General features: G+C 39.3%; 14 protein-coding genes. 13 read left to right on the forward strand and 1 reads right to left on the reverse strand.

From position 1 onward, the window contains the following. Nucleotides 1-267: 267 nt before the first annotated feature. The 8 genes from MFMK1_RS08675 to MFMK1_RS08710 all read left to right on the forward strand — a co-directional run bounded on the left by MFMK1_RS08675 (nt 268) and on the right by MFMK1_RS08710 (nt 10,684). Complete coding sequence (locus MFMK1_RS08675; RefSeq protein WP_366924716.1) at nt 268-501, forward strand: hypothetical protein; 234 nt, start codon at nt 268-270, stop codon at nt 499-501. 3 nt (nt 502-504) lie between these two features. Next, nucleotides 505-840: a type II toxin-antitoxin system PemK/MazF family toxin gene (locus tag MFMK1_RS08680; protein ID WP_366924717.1), complete on the forward strand. Its 336-nt coding sequence runs from the start codon at nt 505-507 to the stop codon at nt 838-840. A gap of 295 nt (nt 841-1,135) precedes the next feature. Continuing rightward, a complete protein-coding gene (locus MFMK1_RS08685) occupies nt 1,136-2,719 on the forward strand; it encodes a restriction endonuclease subunit S (protein ID WP_366924718.1) in 1,584 nt (527 codons plus the stop codon). Nucleotides 2,720-2,732: 13 nt separating this feature from the next. Then, on the forward strand, nt 2,733-4,289 hold the full coding sequence (locus tag MFMK1_RS08690) for a type I restriction-modification system subunit M (RefSeq protein ID WP_366924719.1): 1,557 nt from the start codon (nt 2,733-2,735) through the stop codon (nt 4,287-4,289). After that, nucleotides 4,279-5,292, forward strand: a complete 1,014-nt coding sequence (locus MFMK1_RS08695; protein ID WP_366924720.1) for a virulence RhuM family protein — start codon at nt 4,279-4,281, stop codon at nt 5,290-5,292. The genes MFMK1_RS08690 and MFMK1_RS08695 overlap by 11 nt, the downstream gene beginning before the upstream one ends. A gap of 90 nt (nt 5,293-5,382) precedes the next feature. Further along, nucleotides 5,383-6,621 carry a restriction endonuclease subunit S gene (locus MFMK1_RS08700; RefSeq protein ID WP_366924721.1) on the forward strand — a complete coding sequence of 413 codons (1,239 nt, stop codon included), beginning with the start codon at nt 5,383-5,385 and terminating at the stop codon, nt 6,619-6,621. Next, a complete protein-coding gene (locus MFMK1_RS08705; RefSeq protein WP_366924722.1) occupies nt 6,622-7,503 on the forward strand; it encodes a KilA-N domain-containing protein in 882 nt (293 codons plus the stop codon). Then, on the forward strand, nt 7,490-10,684 hold the full coding sequence (locus tag MFMK1_RS08710) for a type I restriction endonuclease subunit R (protein ID WP_366924723.1): 3,195 nt from the start codon (nt 7,490-7,492) through the stop codon (nt 10,682-10,684). Before MFMK1_RS08705 ends, MFMK1_RS08710 begins: the two co-directional genes overlap by 14 nt. A gap of 16 nt (nt 10,685-10,700) precedes the next feature. Here the strand turns inward: MFMK1_RS08710 and MFMK1_RS08715 are convergent, their stop codons facing one another. Then, on the reverse strand, nt 10,701-11,000 hold the full coding sequence (locus tag MFMK1_RS08715) for a hypothetical protein (protein WP_366924724.1): 300 nt from the start codon (nt 10,998-11,000) through the stop codon (nt 10,701-10,703). A 550-nt stretch (nt 11,001-11,550) separates the two neighbouring features. Between MFMK1_RS08715 and MFMK1_RS08720 the strand changes: the two genes are divergently transcribed. From MFMK1_RS08720 to MFMK1_RS08740, 5 genes are all read left to right on the forward strand, one after another. After that, complete coding sequence (locus MFMK1_RS08720; RefSeq protein ID WP_366924725.1) at nt 11,551-12,264, forward strand: M48 family metallopeptidase; 714 nt, start codon at nt 11,551-11,553, stop codon at nt 12,262-12,264. A 26-nt stretch (nt 12,265-12,290) separates the two neighbouring features. After that, entirely contained in the window at nt 12,291-12,512 is a 222-nt protein-coding gene (locus tag MFMK1_RS08725; RefSeq protein WP_366924726.1) for a YdbC family protein, read from the forward strand. 124 nt (nt 12,513-12,636) lie between these two features. Beyond that, on the forward strand, nt 12,637-13,260 hold the full coding sequence (locus MFMK1_RS08730; RefSeq protein ID WP_366924727.1) for a hypothetical protein: 624 nt from the start codon (nt 12,637-12,639) through the stop codon (nt 13,258-13,260). 152 nt (nt 13,261-13,412) lie between these two features. Continuing rightward, nucleotides 13,413-13,670, forward strand: a complete 258-nt coding sequence (locus MFMK1_RS08735) for a DUF6788 family protein (protein WP_366924728.1) — start codon at nt 13,413-13,415, stop codon at nt 13,668-13,670. Beyond that, nucleotides 13,667-14,071, forward strand: a complete 405-nt coding sequence (locus tag MFMK1_RS08740; protein ID WP_366924729.1) for a DUF3990 domain-containing protein — start codon at nt 13,667-13,669, stop codon at nt 14,069-14,071. Before MFMK1_RS08735 ends, MFMK1_RS08740 begins: the two co-directional genes overlap by 4 nt. Nucleotides 14,072-14,097 lie beyond the last annotated feature (26 nt).

Consider the following 14,097-nt stretch of genomic DNA (forward strand, 5'->3'; position numbering starts at 1 on the left):
AGAAAAAGAAAAGCCTTAGAAATAGGGTAAATTGCCACCTGCTACAGAACTGTGAGCGGGTGGTTTTTTGTTTTTTTGAGCGAGTCAAGTACGTTGTAAAGTGACATGGGGGGAGGAGTCAAGCAGATTAGTATTAAGGGAAAAAGGTATTTTTACTTTGAGGAAACAGGGCTACTGTACGAAATATAGAAGTGCCAAAGTTTCTTTTTCCTCAAATTAGTGCATAATATAGAGTGTATTGAATTTGCTAAACGGAGGTGGTACAATATGGGTAAGGGAGAAAAGGCTTGCAAAAATAAGGGGGAGAAAAATATGCAAGCATTAGCAAAAAAAACGAGAGATTCTTTTACAGATTTTCTAGCTAAAAACAGAGCCAAAATAATTCGTACAACTGAAGCAAATTCAGCTAAAACTAAAAAGGGTATCATCACTCTGTCTAAAGAAGACTCTTGGAGAAATGAGAATGAATGGGACGAGATTTATAAAGATTCTCGTAAATAAATTATGATAATTGCTCCAGGTGAAGTATGGTTCGCAAAATTTCCTCTTGAAGAAGATACTACGCAATTTCTTCCTAGACCAGTAGTTGTATTAGATGTTGAAACCTTAGAGGTTCTCTCAGTAAAGGTGACTAAAGCTGACCCAAGGGATAACGATGATTACGATACCCCCATAGTTTTTTGGCAACAAGCCCATCTTCGATATAAATCTACAGCAAGGGTGTCAAAAACCATGCTGCTAGACAAAACTCAATTTGACTTTAAAATAGGAAGCTTACATCCTGACGATTTCGTTGAAATACAGAATAAGTTCATGAAATTCATTAGTGATACAGAATAATGATGTGCTCCTTAGATGAAGGAGCTAAAGTTTATAGAAAAATTTATGAGAGCAAAGGAAATCGGAGAGTTTTGAACCAGAATTCCTTAACGGCCTTTTTAAACCTAATTTAATAAACAACTTTTAATTTTCCAAGCGCCCTTCTATTTAAAAAATGCAGAAGATCGTAATAGACCAGTGCACCCTGTTTAGGGTGCTTCATTATTTTCATGTATATTAAAAGTTTAGTATTGACATACTAAAAATAAAGAAAGTATAATTAAACTGTCCAATAAGTACAGGAAGGGGGCCTAAAATGTACAAGAATATTGATCTAGCTTTAAATGTCCTATATCAAAGGCAGCTATCTTCCAGAGAGCAGTTACTGAAAGAAATGCTTCGTGTAAAAATGACGTTGCTGGAGCTTGAAAAAGAATCGAAAATTATGGGCGACAAAGACAAGCTTTTTCAGCTCATGAAGAAAACTACCGAAGATGAATTAGGCTTCTTCCCGGCAGATAGAGATGATTTTTGGGTTATCTTTGAAGCGTTAAAAGACATAGATCTCGTTGATTTTACCCTTGAGATTTATAGGAATGACCGAATGGGTACAGTCATTTCACCAATATACTTAAGCTCATATATTACTGATAGAATAGAGAGCCTGCAGCCGAAGAAAATTCTTATAACCGAAGCAGAAAAACATTTATCTGGTCTTAAAGAAATGATCAGGCGCTTGCAAGATTCCGAGATATCATTAACAACTCAGCTAAAACCAATGCACATCTTGCTGCAGTTGGCTTTTGGTAAGTATAAGAATGTCAAAATCCGATTTGAGTCTATCTATACAGGATCTCTGAAGGATGAAAAATATGATTATATATACTCGCTGCCGACCTTTGGACATAAACCGGATGAGGTAGGCAAAACGTTTTTGACAAGGGAAAGCGATGGTATCGCTGTAGAAAATATGCTGGGACACCTTGATGATAAAGCCACCCTGGATATCATCCTTCCAGCCAAAATCACCTTTGCCGGTTTGGGCTATGAGAAACTAAGGTCATATATCACAGAACACTTTCAAGTGGAGAGTATTTATATTTTACCTGATGTAACATTTAGACCGGCAACGGCTATTAAAACCTATTTGTTCGCAATTACAGCAAAAAGCAAGGCAAATATTGAAATCGGAACATTGAAACTTAATAAAAAAGATTTTGAGATAAGAGATAAAAGGGAAATATCTACAAAAGAGTTTCTGTCTTATAAGGATTGGCGTATTGAGCTATTATTGGCAGATGACGATGAGAACATTCAAAGGTTCAAAAGTTCTAATGTCCAAAAAGTGAAGCTGAAAGATGTGGCCGAGGTGTTCAGAGGAAAGTCCATCCTGAAAAAGGACACTTCTCTTGGCAGCATATCTATCCTCAATATCTCCAATATCGAGGAGGGTGAGATTAACTATTCAGGCATGGACACCATTGATGAAGAAGAGCGAAAAGTTAAGCGGTATGAGCTGTATACCGGCGATGTGGTCCTCTCATGCAGAGGAACTGCCATAAAATCTGCCGTATTTGAAGCCCGGGATAAAACGATCATTGTATCGGCAAATCTGATTGTGATCCGGCCAAAGGAAAAGGTCAAAGGGGAGTATATCAAGATCTTTTTTGAAAGTCCCATAGGAGTGGCCATCATTAAAAGCTTGCAGAGGGGCACCACCATTATGAATATCAACCACGCTGATATCATGGAAATGGAGATTCCATTACTACCTATTAGCAAACAGCAGGAAATGATGGATAGATATCACGAAGAACTAAGTATATACAAAGATACCATCAAAACAGCAGAAAAACGATGGATGCAAATAAAGGACAGTATTTATAAAGATCTAATATAGGGGGGGCATAACTATGGCTATAAATTTAGAGTTTGAAAACAAATTATGGGAAATGGCAGATAAATTGAGAGGTAACATTCAGCCTTCGGATTATAAGGACGTGGTCCTTGGTCTCATTTTTTTAAAATATATCTCCGACAGCTTTGAAGAAAAATACAACGAATTGGTGGCAGAGGGCGATGGTTTTGAAGAAGACAGAGATGCTTATGTAGAGGATAATGTTTTCTTTGTGCCACCTAGTGCCAGATGGGACTTTATCAAAAAAAGCGCCAAACAAAATACCATCGGACAAATTATCGATGAAGCGATGATTGTCATTGAGCGAGAGAATAAAAGCTTAAAAGGGGTACTGCCCAAAAATTATGCCAGACCGGAACTGGATAAAACGAAACTCGGTGAACTTATTGATTTATTCTCATTTAACCTTGGCAATAAAGAGGCTAAGGCACAGGATATTTTGGGCAGGGTTTACGAATACTTTTTGGGTAAGTTTGGTTCCAGTGAAGGGGAATTCTATACCCCGCCTACTATCGTTAAGCTCCTGGTCGGCATGATTGAGCCTTATAAAGGCAGAGTATACGACCCCTGCTGCGGATCCGGCGGCATGTTTGTACAGTCAGCAAGATTTGTTGAAGAACACCAAGGAAGGAAAGACGATATTTATATCTACGGTCAGGAATATACTTCTAACACTTGGAGACTTTGCAAAATGAATCTTGCCATTCGGGGGATTGACGGAAACCTGGGTGGAAGAGATGCGGATACCTTTGGTAACGACCTACATAAAAACCTTAGGGCCGATTATATTTTAGCCAATCCACCGTTTAACGTGAGTGATTATACTTTGATACAAGACGACTCCCGTTGGAAGTACGGAATACCACCAAAAAATAATGCCAACTACGCTTGGATAGAGCATATTATCAGTAAGCTTTCACCTAAGGGTGTAGCAGGTTTTGTACTGGCCAATGGTTCCATGAGTACAGCCACCAAGGCGGAAGCTGAGATTAGAAAAAACATTATCGAAGCAGGGCTGGTGGACTGTATTATCACCATGCCGCCTAATCTTTTTTATAATGTAACCATTCCCGTTTGCCTTTGGTTTATTTCTAAAAATAGAGATAACAGAAAAGATAAAATCCTCTTTATTGATGCCCGTAAAATGGGAACCATGGTAACCCGTAAACACCGAGAGCTTTCCGATGAGGAAATTAAGCAAATTTATGATACATACCATAATTGGAGAGATATGAATTCTGTAAACAGTCAACTATTAGCTGCTGAAAAAGCGGATTTGTATGAAGTGAAAAAGTCAAAGGAGAAAAAAATTAGTGATTATAAAGATATCCAAGGTTTTTGTAAATCTGCAAGTATTGAAGAAGCCAGAGGCCATGACTACATCCTAACCCCTGGTAGATATGTAGGAATAGAAGAAGCGGAAGACGACGGTGAGCCCTTTGATAAAAAGATGATAAGGCTGACAGAAGAGCTTTCTGAAATGTTTGCCAAATCCCATAAGCTGGAGGAAGAAATCAAGCAGCGATTGGGGGCGATTGGCTATGAGATCTGAAAACAAATCTGAAATCTTGATGTATCAAACGGAAGATGGGTCGACTAAAATTAGCGTAACCATAGAACAAGAAACGGTTTGGCTATCATTAAATGATATGGCTGAACTTTTTCAGAGAGATAAGTCCGGTATTTCACGTCATATAAAAAACATCTATGATGAAGGTGAGCTGCAAGAGAAAGGAACTATTGCATATTTTGCAACAGTTCAAAATGAAGGTAGTAGAAGCGTCGAAAGGAATGTCGCTTATTATAATCTGGATGTTATTATCTCTGTCGGTTATCGAGTGAAGTCTCATAGAGGTACTCAGTTTAGGATTTGGGCTCTGCAGATATTAAAGGAATACATTATTAAAGGTTTTGCAATGAATGATGACCTGCTAAAAAAAGCAGGCGGCGGCAATTATTTCAAAGAATTGCTGGAACGTATTAGAGATATTCGTTCCAGTGAAAAAGTATTTTACAGACAAGTGCTAGATATTTATGCCACAAGTATAGATTATGATCCAAATGATGAAAGTTCAAAACTTTTCTTTAAAACTGTACAGAATAAGATGCATTATGCAGCCCATGGACATACAGCAGCAGAAATAATCTATCTGAGAGCAACTGCTGAGGAGACTTTCATGGGTATGACTGCATTTGAGGGGGAAAAGCCGAAGAAATCAGATGCATCTATCGCCAAAAATTATTTAAAAGAAGAGGAAATTAATATTTTAAACAGGCTTGTTACAGCCTATCTAGAATTCGCAGAGCTGCAGGCAATCCGACAAAAACCCATGTATATGAAAGACTGGATTACAAGGTTAGATGATTTTATCAGAATGAGTGGCAGCGAATTATTACAAAATGCGGGTAGAATCAGTCATGAACAGGCTAAAATAAAAGCCGAACTGGAATATGAAAAATATTGGGAGCAAACCAAAGATGAGCTGTCAAAAGTAGAAAAAGATTTCCTCAAAGGTATAAAAGAAGCTCAGAAAAAGCTGGAAAAAAAGCGGTGAGGGGTATGGTTAATAGAGAGTGTTCCGAGATGTTTGCCAAATCCCAAAAACTAGAGGAGGAAATCACGCGGAGATGGGGGGCGATTGGGTATGAGGTCTAGTGAATGGAGAGAGGTTAAGCTCGGAGAAGCAGCAATTGAAATAATAGATGGTGATAGAGGAAAAAATTATCCAAATGGTTCTGATTTTAGTAATAAAGGATATTGTCTTTTTCTAAACGCTAAAAATGTAACATCAGCTGGATTTGCTTTTGATGAAACACAGTTTATCACAAAAGAAAAAGATGAACTGTTGCGAAAAGGTAAGTTAATAAGAAAAGATATAGTTATGACAACAAGGGGCACGGTCGGGAATGTTGCTTATTATAAACATGATATTCCTTATGAATACATGCGAATTAATTCCGGAATGGTTATATTGAGATGTGATGAAAGTAAGATTTATCCAAAGTATGGATATTGGTTACTTAAATCACCAATTATCCAAGATCAGATTTTGGCAATTAGAACAGGAAGTGCACAACCCCAATTACCAATATCTATTATGCGTAATTTGGAGTTTTTGCTTCCTTCAATTAAGGAACAAAAAGCCATCGCAGACACCCTCTCCTGCCTTGACGACAAAATTGAACTCAACAATAAGATTAACAAAACCCTTGAGGAAGTGGCACAGGCGATATTCAAAAGCTGGTTTGTGGATTTTGAGCCGTTTAAGGATGGAGAGTTTGAAGATAGTGAGTTAGGCAGGATTCCTAAGGGGTGGAGAGTCGGAACTTTGGGTGATATTGCAAGTATCACAATGGGACAATCCCCAAAGGGTAGCAGTTATAATGAAAACAATGATGGTACAGTATTTTATCAAGGTAGGACAGATTTTGGTAAAAGGTTTCCAACAATTCGGTTGTATACAACAGAAGCGAAAAGAATGGCTCACAGAGGGGATATTTTATTAAGTGTAAGAGCTCCTGTTGGAGATATTAATGTTGCAATCGAGGATTGTTGTATAGGTCGTGGCTTGGCATCATTAAGAAGCAAGAACGAATGCAACTCCTATTTGTTGTATCAATTAATAAATCTAAAGGATGGCTTTAATGTCTATAATGGTGAAGGAACAGTATTTGGTTCGATTAATAAGGATACTTTGAATGATATTCGAGTAATAATTCCACCAAATGATATTATCCAAAAATTTCAAAATAGCTATGGAAGATTTGATGTTATGTTTGAGAATAATTCAATACAGATAAGAACACTTACTGCAATCCGTGATTCTCTATTGCCAGAACTCATGTCCGGTAAAATCCGAGTTCCAATTGAGGAGGTGGAGTGAGTGCCTAAGGATAAAATTTTCAAGGCCACTATTAATGCGAAAGGCAAGGAAATTGCTATTTTCTCAACAGGTAATGATGATGATTATATCAGCCTGACTGATATAGCAAAATATAAGAGTAATGAGCCTAATGATGTTATTCGCAACTGGATTAGGAGTAAGGATACTATTGAATTTTTAGGTTTATGGGAGCAAATAAATAATCCAAATTTTAAACCCATCGAATTCGACGGGTTTAAAAATGAAGCAGGTAGAAACTCCTTTGTCTTGTCTCCGCAAAAATGGATAGAAACAACAAATGCCAGTGGTATAATCTCAAAATCAGGTCGTTATGGTGGTACTTATGCCCATAAAGATATAGCTTTTGAATTTGCATCATGGGTATCTCCGGAATTTAAGCTATATATCATTAAAGACTACCAACGTTTAAAGACTGATGAAAATAGTAAATTATCCCTTGAATGGAATGTTAATCGGGTCCTTGCCAAGATTAATTATAAAATACATACCGATGCTATAAAGGAAACTTTAGTTTCAAATAATTTGACAGCTCAACAGATAGGAATAACCTATGCTAGTGAAGCAGATGTTTTAAATGTTGCTTTGTTTGGAAAGACAGCTAAAGAATGGCGAGATGAAAATTCAGAATTGAAAGGCAATATCAGAGATTATGCCACAATAGAACAGCTAATTGTAATGGTCAATTTAGAAAATATGAATGCTAATTTTATTCGACAAGGTTTAGCACAACATGAGAGGTTACTTGAACTTAATAAAATAGCAAGAACACAGCTAAAGTCATTGTTAAATAATAAGACTGTTAAAAAACTAGGCGATTTAAAACCTAAAATTACAGGTGGTGCAATAAATGGCAAGGAGTAATTTTTATGAATCCCACTTAGAAGAAGCGACCTTGGAGTGGTTTGAAGAACTGGGCTATGAAGTGGTTTTTGCCCCGGATCTTGCACCGGATGGAGAGTATCCGGAGCGTGAAGACTACGGAGATGTTATCTTGGCTGAGCGCCTAAAAGAAGCCCTTGCCCGGATCAACCCAAAGTTTCCAATCGATGCAATAGAAGATGCCTTCAGGCAGATTATGATCCCTCAAAGTCCGAGCCTTATCATGAACAATAAAGCATTTCAAAAGATGATCACCGATGGAATTGATGTTCAGGTGAAACAGGCCGATGGTGGCTATCGCACAGAAAAGGCCTATGTATTCGACTTTGAAAAACCGCTGAACAATGAATTTATGGTAGCCAACCAGTTTACAATTGTTGAGCATGGCGTGGAAAAGCGCCCGGATGTGGTGGCCTTTGTTAATGGGATTCCTTTGGTGGTCATTGAACTGAAAAGTGCCAGTGATGAAAATGTTGATATAACCGATGCCTATAATCAGCTTCAAACTTACAAAATGACTATTCCTTCCCTATTTACTTATAACTCCTTTATGGTCACCAGTGATGGTATCAATGCCAGAGCGGGCACCCTGACCTCCGATGAAGATCGCTTTATGGCTTGGCGTAGCATTGATGGAGATGATGTAGCTTCCGTGTCTATTCCGCAACTTGAAGTGCTGATTAAGGGAATGTTTCAGCGCGACCGCTTGCTGGATATTATTAAACATTTTCTTCTCTTCCAAAGTGATGGCAAGGATACGATAAAAATACTGGCAGGATATCATCAATATAATGCAGTTAATAAAGCAGTAGAAAGCACTGAACGGGCCACCATGGAACATGGTGACAGGCGGATTGGTGTGATTTGGCATACCCAAGGCAGTGGGAAGAGCCTGTCCATGGTATTCTATGCCGGCAAACTGGTCATAAGTGAAGAACTGGAGAATCCAACCATTGTCGTCATTACAGACAGAAACGATCTGGACGACCAGCTTTTTAGTACTTTTCTTAAAAGCAAGGATTTATTAAGAAGCACACCGGTACAGTCAGAAGACAGAGCGCATTTGAGAGAGCTGCTGAATAACCGTACCAGTGGCGGTATTATCTTTACAACAATTCATAAGTTTGCTCCTTTTACCAATGAAATTAAAGAAGGCAATCCGTCTTATAAAAGTTTGGAGCAGGCAGCTGAAAGCTATGCTGATTATGCAGGCGACATGGTCCTCACGGACAGAAAAAATGTCATTGTCATTGCAGACGAAGCTCACCGCAGCCAGTACGGTTTTGGAGCGGACGTTGTGAAGGGTAAAAATGAAGTAGATGTGAAATATGGCTATGCCAAGTATATGCGTGATAGCCTTCCCAATGCATCTTACATAGGCTTTACAGGAACGCCGGTTGAACTTACTGATAAAAATACAAGAGCAGTATTTGGTGATTATATCGATGTTTATGATATGACTAGAGCTGTGGAAGACGGCACAACCGTGAAGATTTTTTATGAAAGCAGAATTGCTAAGCTTGAGCTGCCGGAAGAAATGAAACCAAAGGTCGATACCGAGTATAATGAAATCACCGAGCACCAGGAATATAGTCAAAAAGAAAAACTTAAGAGCAAATGGGCCAGACTTGAAGCCATAGTGGGTGCCAAGCAGAGAGTAGTACAAATTGCCAAAGATATTGTAGCACATTTTGAAAAGCGTGAGCAGGCGCAGGAGAACGAAGGCGGTAAGGCCATGATCGTCGCCATGAGCCGGAGGATTGCCATCGATATTTACAGGGAAATTGTTGTACTTCGACCGGAATGGCACAGTGACGAATTAATGGCTGGAAAGATTAAGGTTGTTATGACCGGCAGCTCATCTGATCCGGCAGACTGGCAGCCGTTTATCGGGACCAAGGCCAACCGGGAAACACTGGCTAAACGAATGAAAGATAGAAATGATGAACTGAAGATTGTGATTGTGCGTGATATGTGGCTTACCGGATTTGATGTGCCAAGTATGCATACAATGTATATCGATAAGCCAATGAGCGGCCATAACTTGATGCAGGCTATTGCAAGGGTTAATCGAGTATTTAAAGATAAGCAAGGCGGACTTGTTGTTGACTATATCGGTATCGCGGAAAACCTGAAAGAAGCCTTAGCGAAATACACAGAGAGTGACAAGAAGACTACCGGTGTAGACACCGAAGTGGCATCCCAGGTTCTCTTAGAAAAGTATGACCTGATTAAAGAACTGCTTCATGGCCATGACTATAGTAAATTCTTTACTGGCAAGCCAAGCGAGAAAATGCAGGCCATTGTAGAAACCATGGATTATATTATCGGACTTCGTGAGGAAAGAAAGAACGATTATATTAAGCTGGTAACCGAATTGGCTCGGGCTTATTCCCTGTGTGCGACAACCGATATTGCTGAAAGCCTCAATATAGAAGTGGGCTTTCATAAGGCAGTCAAAGCAAGCCTTGTTAAAATGATCAGCGATGAAAATAAAAAGAAGACTACATCCCAGCTTGACAGTGAGCTCAACCAATTACTTTCCAAAGCCATATCCTCCAATGAAGTGGTAGATATTTTAGATTCCGTAGGTCTTTCCAAACCGAATATTGCAATTCTCTCAGATGAATTTCTTGAAGAAGTGAGAGGTATGAAGCAGAAAAACTTAGCTGTTGAGCTGTTAAACCGATTGCTCAAAGGGAATATCAAGACATTCTCAAGGCGTAACTTAGTTCAGTCGAAGAAGTTTTCCGAGCTTTTGGAGGCCTCCATCAGGAAGTATCAGAATAGAGCCATTGAAACCACTCAGGTTATTATGGAACTGATAGAGCTTGCCAAACAGATCAGTGAGGCGGAAAAACGCGGTGAAAGTACAGGATTAACAGCGGATGAATTAGCTTTTTACGACGCTATGGCTGAAAATGAATCAGCCAGGGAAGTGATGGGTGATGAAATCTTGGTGCAGATTGCAAAAGACCTGACGACATCTATTAAGAACAATATCAGCGTAGACTGGGCAATCCGTGAAAGTGTTCAGGCCAAAATGAAAATGACCATAAAAAGGCTGCTAAAGAAATACGGTTACCCACCAGATAAGACGGCTAAAGCAGTGGATATTGTAATGGAGCAGACAAAGCTGATGTGCCAGAATGAGAGTAGGTAGGTTTACTGATATAAACCTAATTCTTAGCTAATGGTGCTGCATGCTGTAAAATCAGACAGTTATCCGACCATGTGCCGGTGACTGTCAATACCGGGTGGGATTGACCAAAAATCAGCTGGCCGAATCGCTGGTACTGTCTTTCGAACATAGTTACATCTAGCAGGCCGAATTCATCCTCCAAAGAGAAGAACACCGTGATTTTCCCGCTTCTAGTCGGGGGCCGGTGGGGATTTATCACTTTGCCGGCCACGGTCAGCGATGCCTGAGGGGAGTCTTTTGCTGCTGCGGTGGACATAATTCTTTTTTTACTGAGCATAGTCCGGCGGAGTGACAAGGGGACGGGGTTATTGACACAAACCACCCCTAAGCTATAATTTTCCAGAGGGTGGTTTTCGTGCCTAGAGCAGCAAGGATAAAAAGTGAAAGTGAAATATAGTATATCGTCATGAGAGGAATAAATCGTTAAACTCTGTTTGACGATGAGGAAGATATGCGGCAGCTATGTTTTATGGTATAACAAAAAATATGACAGGGTAGGGTATTTGTTTCAGGATCGGTTTAAAAGCGACCTGTAGACAGATTAAAAGATTAACAGGAATTAGTGAACTGCCGGTGCCTGACACCAACTTATTATTTGTTTAAAACAAACTGAGACAAAAGCCTTGATGCAATTGACCCGCTGCCCGCAGGGATAAAAAATGACAGGGAAGCGGCAGCAGAGACTATTGAAATAATGTCAGAAGATTAATTACTAATGAGACTCCTACTATGATAATTTAGAACAAGATGAAAGTCTGGTGCTTTCAATCGATGAAGAAAAGTTGGAAGAGATTTTTGAAACGTGAAGAATCAAGGTGAATATTAGAATGAATAGTATAATGATAAGCAATATAGCTATTGAGGTAATCAGGAAAAAAATAAAAAATATTAATCTTTCAGTCCATCCACCTGATGGTCGAGTTAGGCTGGCAGTGCCTGAAAAAATGGACGAAGAAGCAATAAAGCTTTTTGCTATATCTAAACTGTCATGGATCAAAAAACAAAGAGGAAAGTTTGATTTGCAGGATAGGCAATCTATCAGAAAATTTTTATCCGGGGAAAGCCATTACTTTTTTGGGACCAGGTATTTGTTAAATGTCGTGGAGACTTCCGGCAAGCAACACGTGGAGTTAAGAAATAAAAAGTACATCGATTTATATATAAGGCCAAACAGTACAAAAGAAAAACGCGAAAAAGTGATGACAGCATGGTACCGGGAACAGCTTAAAAGCATAATTCCGGAATACATAATTAAATGGGAAGAAGTCATTGGCGTATCTGTTAAAGATTGGGGCGTTAAGCTGATGAAGACCAGATGGGGCACATGCAATACAAGGGCTCAAAGGATTTGGTTAAACTTAGAACTCGCTAAGAAGAATCCTCGGTGCCTAGAGTTTATTATGGTTCATGAAATGGTCCATTTATTAGAAAGAAGTCATAATGATCGGTTCAAAGCGTATATGGATAAATTTCTTCCAAATTGGAGGAGCATTCGAGATGAGCTGAATGGTTTGATATATGAAAACAGTAAGTGGTCTTAGTAAATTTGAGTAAGGAGACGATTTTAATGGCAGCAGTTAAATACGAAATCAAAGAGACGCTTGGTATCTTATCAGAGTCGTCTAAAGGTTGGTCAAAGGAATTGAACCTAATCAGCTGGAATGACCGGGATCCCAAGTACGACCTGCGTGACTGGGCACCGGAACATGCCAAAATGGGTAAAGGGGTTACCCTGTCAGTGGAAGAGCTGAAGAAACTGCGGGAGCTGCTGAATGAGATTGATTTATAATAACTGCATCGGTGTTGATATGTAGTGATCCGATGCGGCTATCGATGCTTGATAATGAATAAATAGCTTGGTAATAAAGAGAAAAGTCAAACCTATCACCCAACTACAAAGAGGTGCTTCACCAATGACTAAGATACCCTTCAAAGGAATATTAAAATCAGTCCAACCGAGAATTAGGCTGCTTCGGTCATTTGATGAGCGGTCGCATAATTACCTTGGTTATTCGCTTTTTATAATAGGTACGATTGATGACGTTGAGCGGGAGTTCTCTGTTGGTATCGGTAAAGCCGCCCAGGCAAAACATCAGTTTAGGGTTGGCGATGAGATTGCTGGCGAGTGTCTTCCTGTTGCAGATGATAGGCTGGAGCCGGTTGAATTTTATAAAGCTTCTAAGCTGAAGAAGACTGGTCAAGTTGACAAATCTAATATTCCTCCACCGTGGGAAGATATACTGCCGGAACTTGAAGTTTACCGGGCAAGAGGACATCGGCGGTTAGCTACCAGGACTTATGACAGTAAATGTACCACCTGCATATGGGGCTGTCGGATGCCTGTAGAGATTACTATTGACCACTGGAATCCGGGCAGGAAAAAGTACCGGTTTGAGACTTTTTGCTATGGGCCATTACGTTGTAAATTTTATAAGTCAGGGCCGACACGGAAAGTTCCGGGCAGAAACGGCATGGTATATGAAGAAGAAGACTGGGTGGATGAGGAAGAGACTGGGCACAGGGAGATGGATGAGTGAAAAAGGATGAAAAATTGGCCGCTTTTGAAGGAATTGAAACAGATATTAATAATTAATTGATGAAGAAAAAGGAGAAAGGTGATGGGATAAGATAAATGATAATGAGAGTTGATGTCACTAGGGAAGCCTGTTGATCTAAGAGAAACCTTCTAATGCAAGAAGAATATGAAAATAAGATTAACCAACTCTCAAAAGGAAAGATTATTACAAAGAAAATAGGCAACCATGAATATTATTACTTAAAATACCGGGATGGGGAAAAGACTGTTACCGATTATATTGGGCGAGATGAGAAGAAAATTGAAGAGGTGAAGAATGAGGTTAATAAGAGAAAGCATTTTGAAAAGATGCTTGCCGAATTGAAGAAAGAAAGTAAATTGATAAAGAAAGTGGCAGGAGGAAACTTATGATTGTCTACCATGGAAGTGATGTGATTGTCGAAAAACCCGTTTTACTAGCACCAAAACGTACATTGGACTTTGGTGCAGGCTTTTATACAACAACAAATAAAAAACAGGCAGTTGGTTTTGCGCATAAGGTGATGCTAAGAAATGACAGCCAAACTAGAGCTGTCAGTGTGTATGAAGTAGATTTTTACAAGATAGAAAATTCTCTAGAAGTGTTAAAATTCGATGCGCCGGATGCAGGATGGCTGGATTTTGTTTTTGCCAACAGGCAGGGAATTTATAAAAGAAAACAGTATGATGTCGTTATTGGAGCAGTTGCTGATGATACTATATATCGGGTTATCAGTTTATATGAAGCTGGTATTTTAACCCTGGATTCCCGCCAAACTCATAACGAGGGCTAACAAAAAAACACTGCAAACCATTGAAA

It is taken from the genome of Metallumcola ferriviriculae, assembly GCF_035573695.1.
Taxonomy (GTDB): Bacteria; Bacillota; JADQBR01; order JADQBR01; family JADQBR01; genus Metallumcola; species Metallumcola ferriviriculae.